Here is a 20,044-nt window from a genome sequence, read left to right on the forward strand (position 1 = left end):
AAGGAACTTTCATTGAAAAAAGATTGATTTTCATATATATTCATAATTGGGATTCTAATGTATTTAAACAAAAATGTTAGTAAATTATACAATAATACAGTTTGTTTGTAGAAGAAGTATAACGAAGACATTCGATGAATGAATGATTTAATGTGAAGTGATGAACGGAGGAGAATACTTTGTCAGAACGTTTTGCGATTGTATTAGCAGCAGGAAAAGGCACTAGAATGAAATCAAAGTTATATAAAGTACTACATCCAGTTCTTGGAAAGCCGATGGTACAACATGTTGTGGATCAATTAAAAGCATTGCAATTAACGAACATTACAACAGTTGTCGGATTTGGTGCAGAAAAGGTGCAAGAACAATTAGGAGAATACTCCGAATATGTTGTTCAAGAAGAACAATTAGGTACAGGTCATGCTGTATTGCAAGCAGAGAAGTATTTAAAAGGTCGTAAAGGAACTACATTAGTTGTATGTGGAGATACACCACTTTTAACAAAAGAGACGTTACAACAAGTGTTAGACTATCATGAACGTGAGCAAGCTAAAGTAACCATCTTAACTGCACATGCGGACGACCCAACTGGGTATGGCCGCGTTATTCGAAATGCTAATAATGAAGTAGAAAAGATTGTAGAACAAAAAGATGCTTCGTTAAGCGAACAAAAGGTACAAGAGATTAATACAGGAACGTATTGCTTTGATAATGAACTGTTATTTGAAGCTCTACACAATGTTTCGAATGATAATGCACAAGGCGAGTATTATTTACCAGATGTGATTCAAATTGCACAACAAAGCAATGAAAAAGTTGTAGCATTTCAAACAGAACATTTTGAAGAAACAATCGGAGTAAATGATCGTGTTGCACTTTCACAAGCGGAAAATTACATGAAACAACGAATTAATGAACAACATATGAGAAATGGTGTTTCCATCGTCGATCCTTTGAATACATACATTGGGGCAGATGTTCGTATTGCTTCAGATGTGGTGATTCATCCGGGTACAGTACTTCGTGGAGAAACAACAATTGAAGAAGGTGTAGAAATCGGACCAAACACTGAAATTGTTGATTGTCATGTTGGTGCATACACGTCTATACGACATAGTGTCGCAACATCAAGTGATATTGGCGAAAGAGTACAGATTGGACCATTTGCACATATTCGACCAGACGCAAATTTGAAAGACGATGTAAAAATCGGAAATTTCGTTGAAGTGAAAAAAGCAACGATTGAACAAGGAAGTAAAGTATCTCATTTAAGTTATATTGGAGATGCAGAAGTTGGCAGCAATGTGAATATTGGTTGTGGTACAATAACAGTAAATTATGATGGCAAAAGAAAGTTTCTAACGAAAATAGAAGATGATGCATTTATCGGATGCAATTCTAACTTGATTGCACCAGTGACTATTGGAAAGGGAGCGTTAATCGCAGCAGGTTCTACCATTTCAGAAGATGTTCCAAGCGATGCGTTGTCCATTGCTAGGTCTAAACAGGTAAATAAAGAAGGATATACAAAAAAATATAAATAAACCTTAGATGGAAACAAAATATGGAGGGTATCAAAATGTCAGAATATAAGGATTCATCCTTAAAGGTGTTTACACTAAATTCGAATCCAAAACTTGCAGAGGAGATTGCGGCAAATATTGGTGTGGAATTAGGAAAAAGCTCTGTTACCAAATTTAGTGATGGAGAAATCCAAATTAATATTGAAGAAAGTATTCGTGGTTGTGATGTATATGTTGTGCAATCAACTTGTGAGCCTGTAAACCAACATATTATGGAGCTGTTAATCATGATTGATGCATTAAAAAGAGCATCAGCAAAATCGATTAATATTGTAATGCCATATTATGGGTATGCTCGTCAAGATAGAAAAGCACGTGCGCGTGAACCAATTACAGCGAAATTAGTTGCGGATTTGTTACAAACAGCTGGTGCTTCTAGAGCAATCACACTTGATTTACATGCTCCCCAAATTCAAGGGTTCTTCAATATTCCAGTAGACCAATTAGTTGGTGTGCCAATTCTATCTAGCTATTGGAGTAAAAAAGGACTTGATGATATTGTGGTTGTTTCTCCAGACCACGGTGGGGTAACAAGAGCCCGTAATTTAGCAGATAGGTTAAAAGCACCAATAGCCATTATTGATAAGCGCAGACCTAGACCAAATGTAGCTGAAGTAATGAATATTGTAGGGAATATTGAAGGAAAAACAGCTATATTAATTGATGACATTATTGATACTGCAGGAACAATCACATTAGGTGCAAATGCATTAATAGACAGTGGTGCAAAAGCAGTCTATGCATGCTGTACACACCCTGTTTTGTCAGGACCAGCTATTGAACGTATTCAAAATTCAAAGATAGAAGAGTTAGTTGTAACAAATAGTATTCCGCTTAAAGAAGACAAAATAATCGACAAGATTACGCAACTGTCTGTTGCACCATTAATTAGTGAAGCAATTATTCGTGTACACGAGCGTCAATCTGTAAGTATTTTATTTGATTAATAGGTATCTATCGCAAAAAGATGTTTAAGCACACCTACTCTAGGGAAATATAATACTAACGTATTAAATTAACTTGGAGGGTGATTATAATGGCAACAAAATTAGTAGCGAAAAATAGAGATAACTTAACAAGTTCAAATACAAGAGAAGTACGTGCACAAGGCGATGTGCCAGCAATTGTTTATGGATACAAAGTAGAACCACAACCAATTGCAGTAAACAGTATCGAATTAGTGAAAACGGTAAGAGACGAAGGGAAAAATGCAATTATTTCATTACAAGTGGATAATAACACATATGATGTCATGTTACATGAATTTCAAGTAGATCCATTAAAAAATGAAGTAGTGCATGCAGACTTTTATGTAGTAAACATGTCTCAAGATGTAGATGTACAAGTTCCTATCGTTTTAGAAGGAGAAGCAAAAGGAGCAAGTGAAGGTGGCGTAGTTCAACAGCCACTATACGAATTGTCCTTACGTGCGAAGCCGAACAATATACCAGATCAAATTACAGTGGATATATCTGAACTAGAAGTTGGAGATAGTATTCTTGTAGAGGATTTAAAAGGTAGTTCCAAGTACGAAATTTTAGAAGATGATGCAACAGCAATTGTTTCTGTATTAGTACCAGACCAAGAACCTGAAGCAGATACAGAAGAAGATTCGATAGAGGAAGAAGAAACAATAGAACAATAAACAATGAAATGATTAATGAAAAAAGGCGCAATGCAATATATTGCGCCTTTTTGTTCTATGCAAAAAGATATGAAGAGAAATTAACTTCTACTTCACCAATAAATGAGAATATCACGTTTTTTTATAATATATGAAACGTTTTATGTTAAACTAAAAGGAGAAAATACTGTTAAAGGAAGAATAAATCATGAAATGTATTATTGGATTAGGCAATCCTGGTCGAAAATATGAAAAAACACGTCATAATGTTGGTTTTATGGTTGTTGATGAACTATTAAAACGACATGGCTGGACATTACAAAAACAAAAATTTAACGGATTATACACAATGGAAACATTACATAGTGAAAAGGTTCTTTTTGTTGAACCACAAACATATATGAATTTATCAGGTGAATGTATACAACCATTAATAGACTACTATCAAATAGATGTAGAAGACATTGTTGTAATTTACGATGACTTAGACTTACCTTTAGGAAAAGTGAGATTAAGACAAACAGGTGGACATGGTGGACATAATGGCGTACGTTCCTTAATTGATCGTTTAAATACAAAACAATTTAACCGTGTACGGTTTGGCATAGGGCGACCAATAACTCCGATACCTGTTGTAGATTATGTATTAGGTACTTTCTCTAAAGAAGAGGAAGAAGTGTTACACAACAGTATTCAACATGCAGCAGATGCGATAGAAGCATGGATGAATCAATCATTCCAACAAGTGATGAATGATTATAATCAATAATCGCGCGCATTGAATAAATATGTAGCAGAAAGGAAAAGATACTACTATATTATTTATTCAAGAGGGTGTGTACAATTATGGCATTAACCTATAAATGCAAGCATTGTAGCAAGGAAATGGGTAGTTTACAAATCGAGGAGATAGATTTAGAAAAAATAGGGTGGGAGTATTTATCAGAGCAGGAGAAGCTTCAATTACTACAGCATACTCCTGACCAAACTATTACCATTACATCGATATGTGAGAGTTGTGAACACATTATAGAGAATAATCCTTTGTATCATGAATTAGATTATTTTATACAATAAAATAACAAGTGACAAACAGTACAAGAAAACCACATTCATTTGGAACAATTAAGCTTTGGTGTCAAACCAAAGCATTTTTGCAGTTAATACTGTATGTAGGGGGAGCAAAATGCAAGAAGTAAAAAGATTTCTGCGCGAGAGGGAGGACATCTATTCCGTGATAGAAGGTGTCCAGTCAGGATTAAAAGAGCAAGTAATAGCGGGACTATCTGGAACAAGTAGAAGCGTGATTAGTACAATAATTAGTGAAGCAATTAATAAAAAAATGATATTCGTTACATATCAATTAACACATGCGCAACAATTGTATGAAGATATACTTGAATTCTCTGAAGACAATAATATATATTTGTATCCTGTTAATGAATTGTTAGTATCAGAGATTGCAGTACAAAGTCCTGAATTATTAAGTCAAAGAATAGAAGCGCTAACTAACTGGTTAAATTGTGATAATGGGATTATGATTGTCCCAATAGCTGGATTGAAGAGGATGTTACCGCCAATGGACTATTGGGAGAAATACCGATTATCCTTTCAATTAGGCGAATCCATTAGTATTGAGGATACGATCCAACTTTTAATAAATATGGGGTATGAAAGACAAGAGATGACGAGCAGCCTTGGTGAATTTAGTATTCGTGGAGGCATTATTGACATTTACCCATTAACAGAGAATCAACCGCTTCGTATAGAGCTATTTGATGATGAAATTGATTCGATTCGCTACTTCGATGCAGAATCACAAAGATCAGAAGGAAAATTGGAACAAATAACTGTTTGGCCTGCAACAGAATTTCTTGTAACAGATCATGACTTACTAACAGCGGCAGGGCGTATGGAAGACGCTTTAGAGAAGTCACTCAAGAAGATAAAAAACAAACAAGACCAACAGGCATTAACAGAAGTCATTAAGCAGGACATCGAGAGATTACGACAATGCGAGCGCTTTCAAGGTATGCGTAAATATATTTCATATTTTTATGATCAACAAAGCAGTCTATTAGATTATTTACCTCATGATGGTGTGATTATGTTAGATGAGATGAGTCGAATTCAAGAAACAGCTATTCACTTAGACGGAGAAGAGGCGGAATGGCTTAAAGATAATCTCAATCGAAACCAAGCTCTATCATCCTTAGCGTTATCTTATGATTGGCACGCTACTGTGGCAAAAATGACACATCAGAAGATTTACTTTTCTGTGTTTATGCGTCATATTGCAAATACAAATCCGTCTAATATTGTGAATATTTCTACACGAGCAATGCAACAATTTCATGGACAAATGCATTTATTACAAAATGAAATGAACAGATGGAAGAAGGCAGGGTATTCTGTCGTAATAGTCGCGCCAAGTGAAAAAAGAGTCGCGAAAATCCACTCTGTTTTAGAAGATTACCAAATGAACGCAGTGATAAGTGAAAATATGGGCCCATTACCCCTATCGCAACCAATCATAACAGTTGGTAACATTAGTGGTGGATTTGAAATCCCGATGCACAAATTAGCTTTACTTACAGAAAATGAATTGTTTAAACAAAAAAGCACAAGACCAAAGCGTAGACAGAAATTATCTAATGCAGAAAGAATTAAAAGCTACCAAGAGTTACAAATAGGTGATTACGTTGTACATACGAATCATGGTATTGGTAAATATATTGGTATTGAGACATTAGAAGTAAATGGTTTGCATAAAGACTTTATGTTATTGAAATATTCTGGAGACGATAAGCTTTTTGTTCCAATTGATCAAATTGATTTAGTTCAAAAATATGTCGGATCTGAAGGGAAAGAACCAAAGCTCTACCGCCTTGGTGGCAATGATTGGAAAAAGGTGAAGAGTAAAGTTCAATCAAAAGTAGAAGATATAGCAGATGATTTAATTAAATTGTATGCCGAAAGAGAAGCAGCAAAAGGCTATGCATTTAGTGAAGATACAGAAATGCAACGTGATTTTGAAGCAGCATTTCCATATCAAGAAACAGAAGATCAACTTAGATGTATTGCTGAAATAAAAGAAGATATGGAAAAAGAACGACCTATGGACAGGCTTTTGTGTGGAGATGTAGGATATGGTAAGACTGAAGTAGCAATTCGAGCTGCATTTAAAGCAATTGCAGACGGAAAACAAGTGGCAATTCTTGTCCCAACAACTATATTAGCTCAACAGCACTATGAGACCATTATCGAAAGATTCCAAGACTATCCAATTAATGTAAGCTTATTAAGTCGTTTTAGAACAAGAAAGCAACAACAAGAAACATTAAAAGGTTTAAAAAATGGGATGGTAGATATTGCGATTGGTACACATAGACTATTGTCTAAAGATGTGGTTTATAAAGATTTAGGATTATTAATAGTGGATGAAGAGCAGCGATTTGGTGTGAAACATAAAGAAAAAATTAAGCAACTAAAAACGAATGTGGATGTATTAACGTTAACAGCAACACCTATTCCAAGAACTTTGCATATGTCGATGTTAGGCGTAAGAGATTTATCTGTGATTGAGACACCACCAGAGAATCGTTTTCCAATTCAAACATATGTGATGGAATACAATGCACCACTAGTAAGGGAAGCCATTGAACGAGAATTAGCAAGAGGAGGGCAAGTATTCTTCTTGTATAATCGCGTAGATACGATTGAAAAAATGGCCCAAGAAATTCAGTTTTTAGTGGAAGATGCCCGTGTGGCTTTTGCGCATGGACAAATGAATGAGACAGAATTAGAGAATGTGATGTTCTCTTTCTTAGAAGGGGAAGCAGATGTTTTAGTGAGTACGACAATCATTGAAACAGGTGTAGATATTCCGAATGTGAATACATTAATCGTATATGATGCAGATAGAATGGGATTAAGTCAGTTATATCAATTAAGAGGCCGCGTTGGTAGATCTAATCGCGTTGCATATGCATACTTCACGTACCAGAAAGACAAAATTTTAACAGAAGTATCTGAAAAAAGGTTACAAGCAATTAAGGAATTTACAGAATTAGGGTCTGGATTTAAGATTGCGATGCGTGATTTGTCTATACGTGGAGCAGGAAATATATTAGGTGCGCAACAGCATGGATTCATCGACTCTGTCGGTTTTGATATGTATTCCCAAATGCTGAAAGAAGCAGTACAAGCAAAACAACAAGGTAAAACATTAGAAGAGGTAAAACCATTTGAAGTAGAATTAGATTTACAAATAGATGCATATATACCAGACAGTTATATCCAAGACGAAAAACAAAAAATTGATATGTACAAACGATTCCAAGCAATTATGTCGCAAGAAGATATTCATGATTTACGAGACGAATTAATCGATCGCTTTGGTGATTACCCAGAAGAAGTAAATAACCTTTTCCATGTTACGTCACTTAAATGGGGTGCAAAGAAAGAGCGAATTGAATCAATCTCTGAGAAGAAAAATGAGTTAGAGGTTATAGTAGAAGAAGAACGTAGTCAACAAATCGATGGTGCTAAATTGTTTGAATATGCGAATAAGCATGGACGTATGGTTCAGTTAGGAACAGAAGGTAGAAAATTAAAAGTGGTTTTCCAGTTTAATCAGGAAAATAGAATGGGAAGATACGATATGGTTATAGATTTCATTCAAATGTTAAGAGAGATGGAAAGAGAATGATACGTACCCAAATTAAAATTATAATGGAAAAATTGTATAGATTTAAGTAATCTTTATCATACTAACCTTACAATGTAATTACTTCACTATGTGTAATCATACATAGTTCATTATTCGAAAGTGAGGTCATAGATGGTATGAAAGCAACAGGAATTGTACGTCGTATTGATGATTTAGGGAGAGTAGTCATTCCAAAAGAAATTCGTCGAACATTAAGAATTCGCGAAGGTGACCCGTTAGAAATTTTTGTTGATCGTGATGGAGAAGTAATCTTAAAAAAGTATTCACCAATTAGTGAATTAGGTGATTTTGCGACAGAATATGCAGAGGCACTATATGAATCATTAAGTGTTTCCATTCTGATTAGTGATCGAGACGAATTTATTGCAGTTGCTGGAGAGTCTAAGAAAGAGTATCTCGGTAAAACCATTTCAAAAAAATTAGATCAAGTAATGGAAACACGACAGCATGCATTAGAAGAAGGCGTCTCTTCGATGGAAATTGTGGAAGGAAAAGAAGAAGAAATACAAGCACTTTTAATCTATCCTATCGTAGCAAGTGGTGACCCAATCGGATGTATTGTAGTTATCTCACGCGACAAACGTGATTTTGGTGAGGTAGAGGAGAAATCTATCTCCACAGCCGCTCACTTTTTAGCAAAACAAATGGAATAAATGGCACGTATTTCAACTAGAAACAGGACAATGAGTGAACTTTTCTGAAATCATTAGAGAAGTTCACTTTTTCATTTGTAGGTAAGAGCATTCATTGGATTAATGATAACGGTTTTAGTAAGATAGAGAAAGGGGAAAGAGGTGAGGTTGGTGCAGGATCAGATAGTTGTCAAAAAAGCATTAAATAATAATGTCCTTATTGCAACACATCCACTACATGATGAGGTTATATTAATTGGTAAAGGGATTGGCTTTGGCAAGAAAAAAGGCGATATTGTGACAGAAAGCCAAGTTGAAAAAACATTCTTACTTAAAGACGAAGAAGAACAAAGACAATACAAACAATTATTAGTATCAATAGATAAAGAATTAATAGAAATTCTAAATGATGTCATTGTTTTAATTGAGGAACGGATGGGTGAGGCATTAAATGAACACATTCATGTTGCTCTAACAGATCACTTATCTTTTGCGATTAATCGTGCCAACCAAGGTATTCAGTTCTCTAATCCTTTCTTATATGAAATAGCAACACTTTATCCAAAAGAATATCAAATCGCACAAGAAGTTGTAGCGATTTTGAAAAAGAAAATAGGTGTTACATTTCCAGAAGGTGAAATTGGCTTTATTGCACTACATATTCATAGTGCAGTAACGGATAAAACTGTACGTGATATGAATAAACACCATCATTTAATTGCTCAACTTGTTGATATTATTGAGTCTAATTTAGCGATTAAATTGGATCGCAATAATATTAATTACCATCGGCTTATTCAACATTTGCATCGAGCAATTGAAAGGGTATACCAAGAAGAAATGATAGGAGAACAAAAAAATCTTGCAAATGTCTTGAAACAAACATATCCAGTGTGCTATAATCTAGCATGGAAATTGATTAAAGTTATGCAACGACAATTAAATATGCAAGTAGATGAATCAGAAGCATTATATTTAACGATTCATTTACAACGTTTAATGCAATCATCATAAACGTGTTACTGATTCGATCAGGCATGAGTAAAAATTATGTTTTAGGTTAATCTATGGAAGGAATATAGCCCATAGAGTCTCCCTATACATTTTTTTGCTCATGTCTTTTTTGTTTTTATTTTCAGGCGTTGCATCTTGAAAAAAATCATCATAAGGAGGAAAAAAGTATGTCAAACGTATTTGGTACGTTGCAAAAAGTTGGTAAAGCACTGATGTTACCAGTTGCCTTGTTACCAGCTGCAGGTATTTTGCTTGCATTTGGTACAAGTTTTGCCCAAGAACAGTGGGTAGAGAGATTTCCGTGGTTCGGAAATGCTACTGTTCAAAAGATTTTAGAAGTAATGTCAGAAGCAGGGGGAATTATTTTTGATAATTTACCACTACTCTTTGCTGTTGGTGTTGCCATCGGTTTAGCTAAGGGTGATGGTGTTGCAGGGTTAGCGGCAATCATTGGTTATTTAATTATGAATGTAACAATGGGGGTTTTTGGCGATATTACAGCTGAAATGACTTCAGACCCTGCATATGCAAGTGTATTAGGTATACCTACATTACAGACAGGTGTTTTTGGTGGTATTATTGTCGGTATTCTCGCCGCATATATGTATAATAAATTCTTTAAAATTGAGTTACCGCAATTTTTAGGTTTCTTCGCAGGTAAGCGATTTGTTCCGATTATTACAGCATTTTCATCATTAATTTTAGGTATCATTATGTATTTAGTATGGCCATTTGCACAAGAGGGACTTAATGCAGTATCTCACTTTATGCTAGAGACTAATCGTACCATTTCTACATTCGTCTTTGGTGTGATAGAACGTGCATTAATACCATTTGGGTTACACCATATTTTCTATTCACCATTTTGGTTTGAGTTTGGTTCTTATACAAGTGCCGCTGGTGATATTATTCGTGGAGACCAAGCCATCTTCTTTGAACAGTTAAAAGATGGTGTCGACTTTACTGCAGGGAACTTTATGGCAGGGAAATTCCCATTCATGATGTTCGGATTACCTGCTGCTGCATTAGCGATTTACCATACAGCAAGACCTGAGAAAAAGAAAATTGTTGGTGGGATTATGTTCTCAGCAGCACTTACTTCTTTCTTAACAGGTATCACAGAACCTTTAGAGTTCTCATTCCTATTTGTAGCACCATTATTATTTGCGATTCATACAGTATTCGCAGGTCTGTCTTTCATGACAATGTATTTATTAGATGTCAAAATCGGTATGACATTCTCTGGGGGTCTAATTGACTTCTTACTATTTGGTGTGATGCCAAACCGTACGGACTGGTGGTGGGTGATCATTGTAGGTTTAGTACTTGCAGTCATTTACTACTTCGGATTCCGCTTTGCTATTCAGAAATTTAATTTAGCAACACCAGGTCGTGAAGATGAGGCAGAAGAAAGTGAAAATGATGGCAAAGTAGATGATCGTCCATATGAAATATTAAAAGCAATGGGTGGACAAGAAAATATTACAAACTTAGATGCATGTATTACTCGATTACGTGTAAGTGTAGACGATATTAAAAAAGTAGATAAAAACCGATTGAAAAAACTAGGTGCATCAGGAGTAATGGAAGTTGGTAATAATATTCAAGCAATCTATGGTCCTGTTTCTGATACGATTCGTGGCCAAATGCAAGATATCATTGATGGAAAAACACCTAGAAAGAAAGAAGAAAAAGTACAACAAACAACAGAAGTAAAAACAACAGGAGCATTTAACTTTACAAGCCCGATGACAGGTGAAGTATTGCCGTTATCAGAAGTGCCTGATCAAGTATTCTCACAAAAAATGATGGGTGATGGCTTTGCAATGAATCCAACAAAAGGGGAAGTTGTTTCACCTGTGAACGGAAAAATCATGAATATTTTCCCTACTAAGCACGCGATTGGTATTGTAGCGGAAGATGGTACAGAAATATTAATTCACATTGGTATAGATACAGTGAACTTAAAAGGTGAAGGATTCACAGCAAAAGCAGCAGAAGGTGACGAAATAAAACAAGGACAACTCTTAATGGAGATGGATCTTGACTATATTAAAGAAAATGCATCTTCTACGATTACACCAATTATTTTTACAAACTTACAAGAAGGGCAATCCATTGATGTTAAAGCTACAGGTGAAGTAGCAAAAGGAACAAAAGACATTATTGCTATTGTCTAATTAAACTAGTTCCATTTTATATTAGTAGAAAAGAGACCTCTTATAACGAATTCGTTCATAAGAGGTCTTTTCTGTTATACTATGTAAAAAAGTAACTTTAAATAAAGGATCGACACATAATGAAAAATAACCTGTTTAATGGTGTATTTATCTTAATGTTTGCAGGCATAATTGGTAAAGTGATTAGTGCATTTTACCGAATACCATTACAAAATTTAACTGGGGATCTAGGTTTTTATATTTATCAACAAGTGTATCCGTTTATTGGCATTGCAATTACACTTGCGTTGTATGGATTGCCATCCTCTATTGCACAATATGTGATAGAGACAAAGGAGATGGAACGTACTCGAGCAGTACAGAAACGATTATTTTTAGTTGTATTTCTCTTTTCTTTCTTTTTATTCCTTCTCTTATTCGTTACACATACATCTATTGCAACATTAATGGGAGATATGGAACTACAGAACCATCTAAGGCATGTGTCGTGGATTTTCTTATTTGTACCATTTGTTGCACTTCTAAGGGGATTAGCACAAGCAAGCAATCATTTAGCGATTATTGCACATTCGCAAATAACCGAACAACTTATTCGAGCGGGAATTATTATTACAACTGCGATTTGGATTTATCAAGGAAAGCTATCTGTCTATCAGATAGCGGATGGGGCAATAGTTGCGACAATCCTTGCATTTATCGGTGCAGGAATCGTATTATTTATTTCCTTCAAAAAAGAGTCGTTCAATGAACAGAAAGTTGACCGAAACGATTATTCTTATCGTAGGATAATAAAAGCAGTAATTATAGCTGGTGTGATTATAAGTATCAACCATATGTTATTGTTATTTATGCAATTAGCAGATGCATTTACAGTTGTTCCGCAATTAATGAAGTATCACTATACACAAACAGAAGCAATGGAATGGAAAGGGATTTTCGATAGAGGTCAACCATTACTGCAACTTGTAACAGTGATGGGTTCTTCTGTTGCAATGGCACTAGTCCCACAAGTGACAAAATTTCAATATCAAACAAATAGAATGAAGTCACGGCAACAAATCCGCTTAACACTAAAATTTTGTATCTTACTAGGTATTGGTGCAACGACAGGATTATTGTTATTAATGCCAGAGATTAACACATTATTTTATCAATCAACAGATGGCACAATGAGTATACGAACATTAACCATTGTTTTACTATTTGCACCAATGGTTGTTGTAATGGCATCGATCTTGCAAGTTTTTGGCTATATGCAATGGACTGCAGCCATTTTAATTGTATCGTTCGGTATCAAATTATTAAATAATGCGATATGGATTCCGATGTATGGCTTACAAGGGATTGCAATGAGTACAATAATAGCAATTGCTTTTATTGCAGTATGTTATTATGTTCTCTTAAGGTATTGGGTAATAAAAACGCCGATTATTTCCTTTTCTTTTCTTAATACAATCAAAGCTACATTAGCAATGGTTTTGCCATTAATTTTGCTAAAATATATATGGATTGGCATACATTCGAGAATAGGTTTATTCCTATTTGTACTTGTTGCATGTGTCATCGGACTTTCTATTTATATTCTATGTTTAACAAAGTTAAATGTAATCAAACAACGTGAGTTAGAATGCATACCACTATATAATAAGTGGAAGAAGAGGAGTGTAAAAGAATGAAACCAATTATCGAAGTAGTTGGATTAGGTGGTGGAGATGTAAATCAATTACCACTCGGAATTTATCGAAAACTAACGAATCAAGAAAATTGTATCTATGTACGTACACTGGATCATCCTGTTATACCTACTTTAGAGGAAGATGGCGTTGTATTTGAGAGTTATGATGCGGTCTACGAAAAATATGATGATTTTGATTCCGTGTATAAAGAGATTGTCTGTGAATTAGTAACAAAGGCGAAGGACAAATCTAAGATTGTATATGCAGTACCTGGTCATCCAATGCTAGCAGAGAGAACCGTACAGTTGTTATTAGAAAGAAAAGATATTGATGTGAATCTAATAGGAGGTCAAAGCTTCCTTGATGATCTATTTCTTTCTTTTCGATTTGACCCAATTGAAGGATTTCAATTCATTGACGCTACCAATATACATAGGCACCAATTGCAATATGAGCAACATCTCGTTTTTTGCCAAGTATATGACGCATTTGTAGCATCTGAAGTGAAATTGACTTTGCTTGAAGACTTGCCTGTAGAACATATGATATACATTGGTAGTGCAATCGGAAGTGAGAATGAATCAATAAAAGAAATACCACTAGTAGAATTAGACCAACAAGCAACACTAAGCAACCTAACGAGTGTATACGTCCCACCAATTGAAAAAGATAAATTAAATCATCAGCCGTTCCGTTTAAAAGAAATTGTCGAGACATTACGTGGCCCTGGTGGTTGTCCGTGGGATCAAAAGCAAACACATGCCTCATTGAAGAAATATTTAATAGAAGAAGCATATGAAGTAATTGATGCAATTGACCAAGAAGATGATGCAGCGATTGCAGAGGAATTAGGAGATGTATTACTTCAAGTATATTTACACAGTCAGATTGCAGAAGAATCAGGCTATTTTACCATTGATGACGTTATAAAAAGTATCTCTGAGAAAATGATACGAAGACACCCACATGTCTTTGGTGATGTGGAAGTAAAAGATGAGAATGACGTAAAAGCGAATTGGGATAGTATTAAAAAGCAAGAAAAAGAAGGGCAACAATCGTCTATTCTTGATAGCCTTCCAAAAAGTATGCCTGCAACATTACTAGCTGAAAAAATCCAAAAGGAAGTCGCGAAAGTAGGCTTTGATTGGGAAGTGGTGGAAGATAGTTGGAACAAGGTAGAAGAAGAACTAGTAGAGTGGAAAGAGGCAATCACAAATGGGAATCAAAATGAAATAGTAGCAGAATTTGGAGATATACTATTTGCATTGATTAACATTGCAAGATATTATAAAGTTAATCCTGAAATTGCGTTACAGACAACAAATGATAAATTTAAAAAGCGGTTTAAATTTGTAGAGAGTGAAGTATTACGCTCGAATAAAAAATGGGAAGAGTATACATTAGATGAATTAGATGTATTTTGGGAACAAGCCAAAAAATTTGAATAAGACAATTAGGAAGGGAACTATTATGCGATTAGATAAGTTTTTGAAAGTCTCGCGTTTAATTAAACGAAGGACACTAGCAAAAGAAGTGGCAGATAAGGGTCGAGTAATTGTCAATGGGAATGTGGCTAAAGCAGCTACAAATGTAGCGATAGGTGATGAACTGAAGATTCAATTTGGCCAGCGTCTATTAACCATTCAAATTGAGCAATTAAAAGAAACCGTAAAGAAAGAAGAAGCAAGCGAGCTCTATTCTATTAAACAAGAAGAGTACAAAGAGAATAACGAGAACTAGTTCTAAACTTGTCCCTTTCCACATACATTAGTGGTGGATAAAAGGAGGGATAAAGAATGAACTATTATGATAAAAAACCAATTACAGAAAAGCAAATGGATCATCATGTAAAAATGATCAATCGCCGTTTACTAGAAATTGATGGTGTGAAAGAAGTGGATAGTTTTGATAGTGAAGAATTTCTTTTGCAAACAGTAATGGGTTATCTTGTTATTCGTGGTGATAATCTTCAAATGAAGAACCTCGATGTAGAATCTGGTCATGTTTCTATTAAAGGAAAAATATACGAACTCTCCTATTTAGATGAACAACAAGGAGACAAAGCTAAAGGACTTTTTAGCAAGCTATTCAAATGACATTAGAAACTCAATTTATCACGATGTTTATGATGATCGCTTTTGGTGTATATATTGGGGGAGCTTATGTTTTTTTCAAGCGAATAGATAAGTGGTGGACAAAAAGGGTCGTATTACGTTATTTACTAGAGTTACTATTTTGGGTTGGACAAGCACTCTTATTGTTTTACATTTTGTATAAAGTGAATGAAGGAATTGTAAGATTCTATATATTTATTGCATTGTTTTGTGGGTATGCAATGTTCAAAGCGTTATTTGAATCAACATTTAAAAAATGGGTAGACGTACTGCTCGGATTTGCAGGTAAAATGATACGAGGCATTATTCGATGTATCCAGATGTTAGTTATTCAACCAATTGTATGGATTGTCTCACTTATTTTTATGCTTTTACATCGTATCTTTGTTCTTTTGTTTAAGTTGTTCTATGTTGTAGTATCGATTGTAGCTTATCCCATTCGACAAATAGGTATATTGGTTTACAAACTGTTGCCGAAAAAAGGGAAAAAAATTATATATCAAATTGGACAGTTTTCTAGTAAAATAAGAACAAAGAAGAAATAAGTGGGAGGTAGTAGTATTCGTGGCTAAATATAATAAAGTATCTAGAATAAACGAACCATATATCGAAGAGCAGAACGTGTCCCATCGTAGACAAGTCGCTAAGAAGAAAAGACTAGTAAGAAGATTATTTCTTTTTGCGCTAGTTGCCATAACTATTACTGTATTCATTACTATTTATCATATAAACCAACGAATAACCCACAAAGAAATGGTAGAACAATATGACCAAAAGACAGAGCAGCTAGTTCAATTACAAACAGAAGAAAAGCAACTCATAGAAGAAATTAATTTGTTAAATGATGAAGAGTATTTATTGCAATTAGCAAAAACAAATTATTTCTTCACAGAAGAAGGCGAAATTGTATTTAAATTGCCGGAAGATAACGCATCTTATTGACACCGTTTTTATTGCTTCGCTATAATATAGAGTGTAGTAATACTTTTTTTATAATATTTAAGGAGGAGCAATTTCTTTATGTCAATCGAAGTAGGCAGCAAGTTGCAGGGAAAGGTAACAGGTATCACTAATTTCGGAGCATTCATTGAATTACCTGATGGAAAGACAGGTCTTGTTCATATTAGTGAGGTTGCCGATAACTATGTAAAAGACATTAATGAACATTTAACTGTTGGAGATGAAGTAACAGTTAAAGTACTTAATGTAGAAGATGATGGAAAAATAGGCCTTTCTATTAAGAAGGCAAAAGACAACCCGCCACCATCTACTAATCGTCGTAAAAGTCAAAGCAGTCCGAAAAATACCCGTGAAAAACCGGAATCATTTGAACAAAAAATGAACCGTTTTTTAAAGGATTCTGAAGATCGTTTAGCAACACTTAAAAAACATACAGAATCAAAACGCGGTGGACGAGGAGCGAGAAAAGGTTAAACACTTGCTGTCTATGTGATATAGAACTAAGACGGATGTGACTCGTAATAGATATGGAAAGAAGAAAAGAACAATCCTATCATGGATTGTTCTTTTCTATGTACATATAAAAATCTCACCATTACCAAATGGAGTTATCCTCTAATACGCAAAAAATCCAAACGATTCGGTAAATAGCTTTCGAATCATTTGGATTTTTTTGGTTAAAGAAATTTTTTATCGCAATTTCTTTGTTATGATAGCGGCGGAGGGAGTCGAACCCACGACCTCACGGGTATGAACCGTACGCTCTAGCCAGCTGAGCTACACCGCCATAATGAAATGGTGTCTTAAAGGCACAAAGAATATATTACAACAGCTATGAAAGATTGTCAATATAAAATATAAACAGAATGATATACCTATTTATTTACATATAGCTAGATGATTAGTAATGATTTGACAAATTCCTTCGCTTAAACTGTCGCATATCACTTTATTTCACCATTTCCTTAGAAAAAGAGTCGAACATTTCTCTGTATTTCATTGCTTATTTTGACAAAAAAGATTGGAGGATTATGTTTTAATGTTGGATAAGGAGTGATGTGGAATGAATACATATACGGAACAGAAACCAAAAACGATGATGTGGAAAAATCGCCTTCCATATAATTGGAGCGAGAGGAATTGGATGAAGTGGTGGCAGTATTTTATGATCGAGCGTGGGTTTATGCTGGCATTACTAGGATTTCTTTTAGGACGAGCTGTCATTCTATCAACACTGTCACCATTTGCTATTGCTTTTATTGTTAGTGTCTGGTTTTTGCGACGAGATAAGTTATTCTCACTAATTATTTTTTCTATCATTGGAGCATGTACATACTCGATTATGCATGGTGTTTATTTAGTCTTATCCATTGCGGTCATGTATTTTCTTCATATAATTGTTAGCTATATACACAACAAAGAGAGAGTATTGCCTTTTGTCGCATTTATCTCCTCTTTTTTGCCTCGTTTATCTATTTATGCATGGGAGGACAATCTGACTTATGTACAATGGGCGTTAGCATTTGTTGAAGGAGTATTAGCATTTGTACTCTTACTCATCTTTATGCAAAGCCTGCCATTATTATCACCTAAAAGATACAAACCAACTTTAAAAAATGAAGAGATTGTTTGCTTCATTATTTTGCTTGCATCTGTTTTAACTGGTTTTATTGGTTTAACAATTTATGGTGCGCAATTAGAACAAGTATTAGCACGTTATCTCGTATTATTACTCGCACTTATTGGTGGCGCTGCAATCGGCTCTACTGTTGGAGTGGTAGCCGGATTAATATTAAGTTTGGCAAGTATTACTAATTTATTTCAAATGAGTTTGCTTGCATTTGCGGGATTATTAGGTGGTCTATTGAAAGAGGGGAGAAAGCTAGCAGTAAGTATTGGACTATTAATAAGTACATTACTCATTAGTTTGTATGGAAACACTACTGCAGATATTATCATTGCTTTTATGGAATCGACACTTGCTATTATCTTATTTTTGTGCACACCAAATCGATTGATTAAAAAAGTAGCAAGGTATATTCCAGGGACAATCGAATATGCACAAGAACAAGAACAATATTTACAAAAAGTGCGTAATGTTACTGCACATAGAGTGGAACGATTTTCGAACGTTTTTAAAGCGTTATCACATAGTTTTGAGGTGAATTCTAACCAACTAAAGGATGAAGATATTGAAATAGACTATTATTTAAGTAATGTGGCGGAAAAGACGTGCCAGACATGCTTTAAAAAGGAAACATGTTGGGTCAAAGACTTTGATCAAACATATGATTTGATGAAACAAGTGAAGGATGAACTGGATCAATCAGATACATTGAATAAAATTACTCAGTTTAAATTTAACGATCATTGTATCAAATCCAATCGCGTTATGGAAACAATGAAGCAGGAACTTTCCTTCTTACAAGCAAATCAACAATTACGTAGGCAAGTATTAGAAAGTAGAAGATTCGTAGCAGATCAACTAAAAGGAGTCTCTGATGTGATGACGAATTTTGCACAAGAAATATTGAAGGAAAAAGAGAACCATGAACAACAAGAAATTGAGATTGTCGCAGCACTAAAGCATGTGGGAATAGAGCTTGAGAAATTAGATGTGTATCGATTAGAAAAAGGAAATGTGGATATTGAGATGGTGATTGCATTTACACATTATCATGGCGAGGCAACGAAATTAATTGCACCAATATTATCAGATATTCTAGATGAAACAGTTGTAGTCGTAACAGAGGATATTTCTCCAATAGTAAAAGGACATAGCTTCTTTACATTTGGTTCTGCAAGAAAATATGTCGTGACAACAGGGGTTGCGCATGCTGCTAAAGGTGGTGGACTTGTATCTGGTGATTCGTACAAAGCAATGGAGCTAGGTGCTGGTCACTATGCTTTAGCAATTAGTGATGGCATGGGAAATGGAGATAGAGCTCATGAAGAAAGCACGGAGACCCTGAGGTTATTACAACAGATTTTAGAGTCTGGCTTACATGAACAAGTTGCGATTAAATCTATTAATTCGATATTGTCTTTAAGAACAAATGAAGAAATATATGCAACATTAGATTTAGCAATGATTGATTTACACCATGCTGCCGTTAGATTCTTAAAAATTGGTTCCTCACCTAGTTATATTATCCGCTCTGACGTAACGGAAAGTATTGAAGCAAGTAACCTACCAATTGGAATCATTCAAGAGTTTGAAGTGGAAGTTGTCACGACACAATTAAATCCTGGTGATTATATCGTAATGATGAGTGATGGCATCTTTGAAGGACCAAAACATATCGAAAATGTCGACTTATGGATTAAACGAAAATTACGAGAAATAGAGTCAAAGGATCCACAAGAGATTGCAGACTTAATATTAGAAGAGGTCATTCGTACGCAAGCAGGTAACATTGAGGATGATATGACAGTACTTGTTGCGCAGGTGGAAAAAAATCAGCCAAAATGGGCACCAATTAATACAAGAACGAGCTTTTGGAAGCAAAGTATTAGTTAACGTATATTT

General features: G+C 34.8%; 17 protein-coding genes and 1 tRNA gene. 17 read left to right on the forward strand and 1 reads right to left on the reverse strand.

Translation table 11 applies throughout. The annotated features are described in order from the left end of the window. Window positions 1-179: 179 nt before the first annotated feature. The 16 genes from glmU to ACFOZ1_RS16200 all read left to right on the forward strand — a co-directional run bounded on the left by glmU (window position 180) and on the right by ACFOZ1_RS16200 (window position 16,989). Entirely contained in the window at window positions 180-1,544 is a 1,365-nt protein-coding gene (glmU, locus tag ACFOZ1_RS16125; RefSeq protein ID WP_390200930.1) for a bifunctional UDP-N-acetylglucosamine diphosphorylase/glucosamine-1-phosphate N-acetyltransferase GlmU, read from the forward strand. A gap of 35 nt (window positions 1,545-1,579) precedes the next feature. Then, complete coding sequence (locus tag ACFOZ1_RS16130) at window positions 1,580-2,530, forward strand: ribose-phosphate diphosphokinase (RefSeq protein ID WP_390200932.1); 951 nt, start codon at window positions 1,580-1,582, stop codon at window positions 2,528-2,530. An 89-nt stretch (window positions 2,531-2,619) separates the two neighbouring features. Beyond that, window positions 2,620-3,228 carry a 50S ribosomal protein L25/general stress protein Ctc gene (locus tag ACFOZ1_RS16135; RefSeq protein WP_390200934.1) on the forward strand — a complete coding sequence of 203 codons (609 nt, stop codon included), beginning with the start codon at window positions 2,620-2,622 and terminating at the stop codon, window positions 3,226-3,228. Between the two features lie 187 nt (window positions 3,229-3,415). Then, window positions 3,416-3,976, forward strand: a complete 561-nt coding sequence (pth, locus tag ACFOZ1_RS16140; protein WP_390200936.1) for an aminoacyl-tRNA hydrolase — start codon at window positions 3,416-3,418, stop codon at window positions 3,974-3,976. 77 nt (window positions 3,977-4,053) lie between these two features. Then, window positions 4,054-4,284, forward strand: coding sequence for an anti-sigma-F factor Fin (locus ACFOZ1_RS16145; protein ID WP_390200937.1), 231 nt, complete (start codon window positions 4,054-4,056; stop codon window positions 4,282-4,284). Window positions 4,285-4,393: 109 nt separating this feature from the next. After that, window positions 4,394-7,918, forward strand: coding sequence for a transcription-repair coupling factor (gene mfd / locus ACFOZ1_RS16150; protein WP_390200939.1), 3,525 nt, complete (start codon window positions 4,394-4,396; stop codon window positions 7,916-7,918). Window positions 7,919-8,055: 137 nt separating this feature from the next. Continuing rightward, the gene (gene spoVT, locus ACFOZ1_RS16155) at window positions 8,056-8,592 is read left to right on the forward strand and encodes a stage V sporulation protein T (protein WP_390200940.1); all 537 of its coding nucleotides are present in this window, start codon (window positions 8,056-8,058) and stop codon (window positions 8,590-8,592) included. Window positions 8,593-8,742: 150 nt separating this feature from the next. Then, entirely contained in the window at window positions 8,743-9,585 is an 843-nt protein-coding gene (gene glcT, locus ACFOZ1_RS16160; RefSeq protein ID WP_390200942.1) for a glucose PTS transporter transcription antiterminator GlcT, read from the forward strand. Between the two features lie 167 nt (window positions 9,586-9,752). Further along, window positions 9,753-11,765 (forward strand): glucose-specific PTS transporter subunit IIBC, encoded by a 2,013-nt coding sequence (gene ptsG, locus ACFOZ1_RS16165; RefSeq protein ID WP_390200944.1) that lies wholly within the window; start codon window positions 9,753-9,755, stop codon window positions 11,763-11,765. Window positions 11,766-11,884: 119 nt separating this feature from the next. Continuing rightward, on the forward strand, window positions 11,885-13,441 hold the full coding sequence (locus ACFOZ1_RS16170; protein WP_390200946.1) for an oligosaccharide flippase family protein: 1,557 nt from the start codon (window positions 11,885-11,887) through the stop codon (window positions 13,439-13,441). Then, window positions 13,438-14,889: a bifunctional methyltransferase/pyrophosphohydrolase YabN gene (yabN, locus tag ACFOZ1_RS16175; protein WP_390200948.1), complete on the forward strand. Its 1,452-nt coding sequence runs from the start codon at window positions 13,438-13,440 to the stop codon at window positions 14,887-14,889. The genes ACFOZ1_RS16170 and yabN overlap by 4 nt, the downstream gene beginning before the upstream one ends. A gap of 22 nt (window positions 14,890-14,911) precedes the next feature. After that, the gene (locus ACFOZ1_RS16180; RefSeq protein ID WP_390200950.1) at window positions 14,912-15,181 is read left to right on the forward strand and encodes an RNA-binding S4 domain-containing protein; all 270 of its coding nucleotides are present in this window, start codon (window positions 14,912-14,914) and stop codon (window positions 15,179-15,181) included. A 56-nt stretch (window positions 15,182-15,237) separates the two neighbouring features. Then, the gene (yabP, locus tag ACFOZ1_RS16185; protein ID WP_390200951.1) at window positions 15,238-15,537 is read left to right on the forward strand and encodes a sporulation protein YabP; all 300 of its coding nucleotides are present in this window, start codon (window positions 15,238-15,240) and stop codon (window positions 15,535-15,537) included. Next, the gene (gene yabQ, locus ACFOZ1_RS16190; RefSeq protein ID WP_390200953.1) at window positions 15,534-16,100 is read left to right on the forward strand and encodes a spore cortex biosynthesis protein YabQ; all 567 of its coding nucleotides are present in this window, start codon (window positions 15,534-15,536) and stop codon (window positions 16,098-16,100) included. The genes yabP and yabQ overlap by 4 nt, the downstream gene beginning before the upstream one ends. Window positions 16,101-16,119: 19 nt before the next feature. Further along, window positions 16,120-16,497: an FtsB family cell division protein gene (locus tag ACFOZ1_RS16195; protein ID WP_390200955.1), complete on the forward strand. Its 378-nt coding sequence runs from the start codon at window positions 16,120-16,122 to the stop codon at window positions 16,495-16,497. 78 nt (window positions 16,498-16,575) lie between these two features. Beyond that, window positions 16,576-16,989, forward strand: coding sequence for a S1 domain-containing RNA-binding protein (locus ACFOZ1_RS16200; protein WP_390200956.1), 414 nt, complete (start codon window positions 16,576-16,578; stop codon window positions 16,987-16,989). 239 nt (window positions 16,990-17,228) lie between these two features. Here ACFOZ1_RS16200 and ACFOZ1_RS16205 read toward each other — a convergent pair. Further along, window positions 17,229-17,302, reverse strand: a tRNA-Met gene (locus tag ACFOZ1_RS16205). Between the two features lie 276 nt (window positions 17,303-17,578). On the opposite strand from ACFOZ1_RS16205, the gene spoIIE reads away from it, so the two are divergent. Next, complete coding sequence (spoIIE, locus tag ACFOZ1_RS16210; protein WP_390200958.1) at window positions 17,579-20,035, forward strand: stage II sporulation protein E; 2,457 nt, start codon at window positions 17,579-17,581, stop codon at window positions 20,033-20,035. Window positions 20,036-20,044: the final 9 nt, after the last annotated feature.

Source organism: Gracilibacillus marinus, from assembly GCF_042651725.1.
GTDB classification, from domain to species: domain Bacteria; phylum Bacillota; class Bacilli; order Bacillales; family Amphibacillaceae; genus Gracilibacillus; species Gracilibacillus marinus.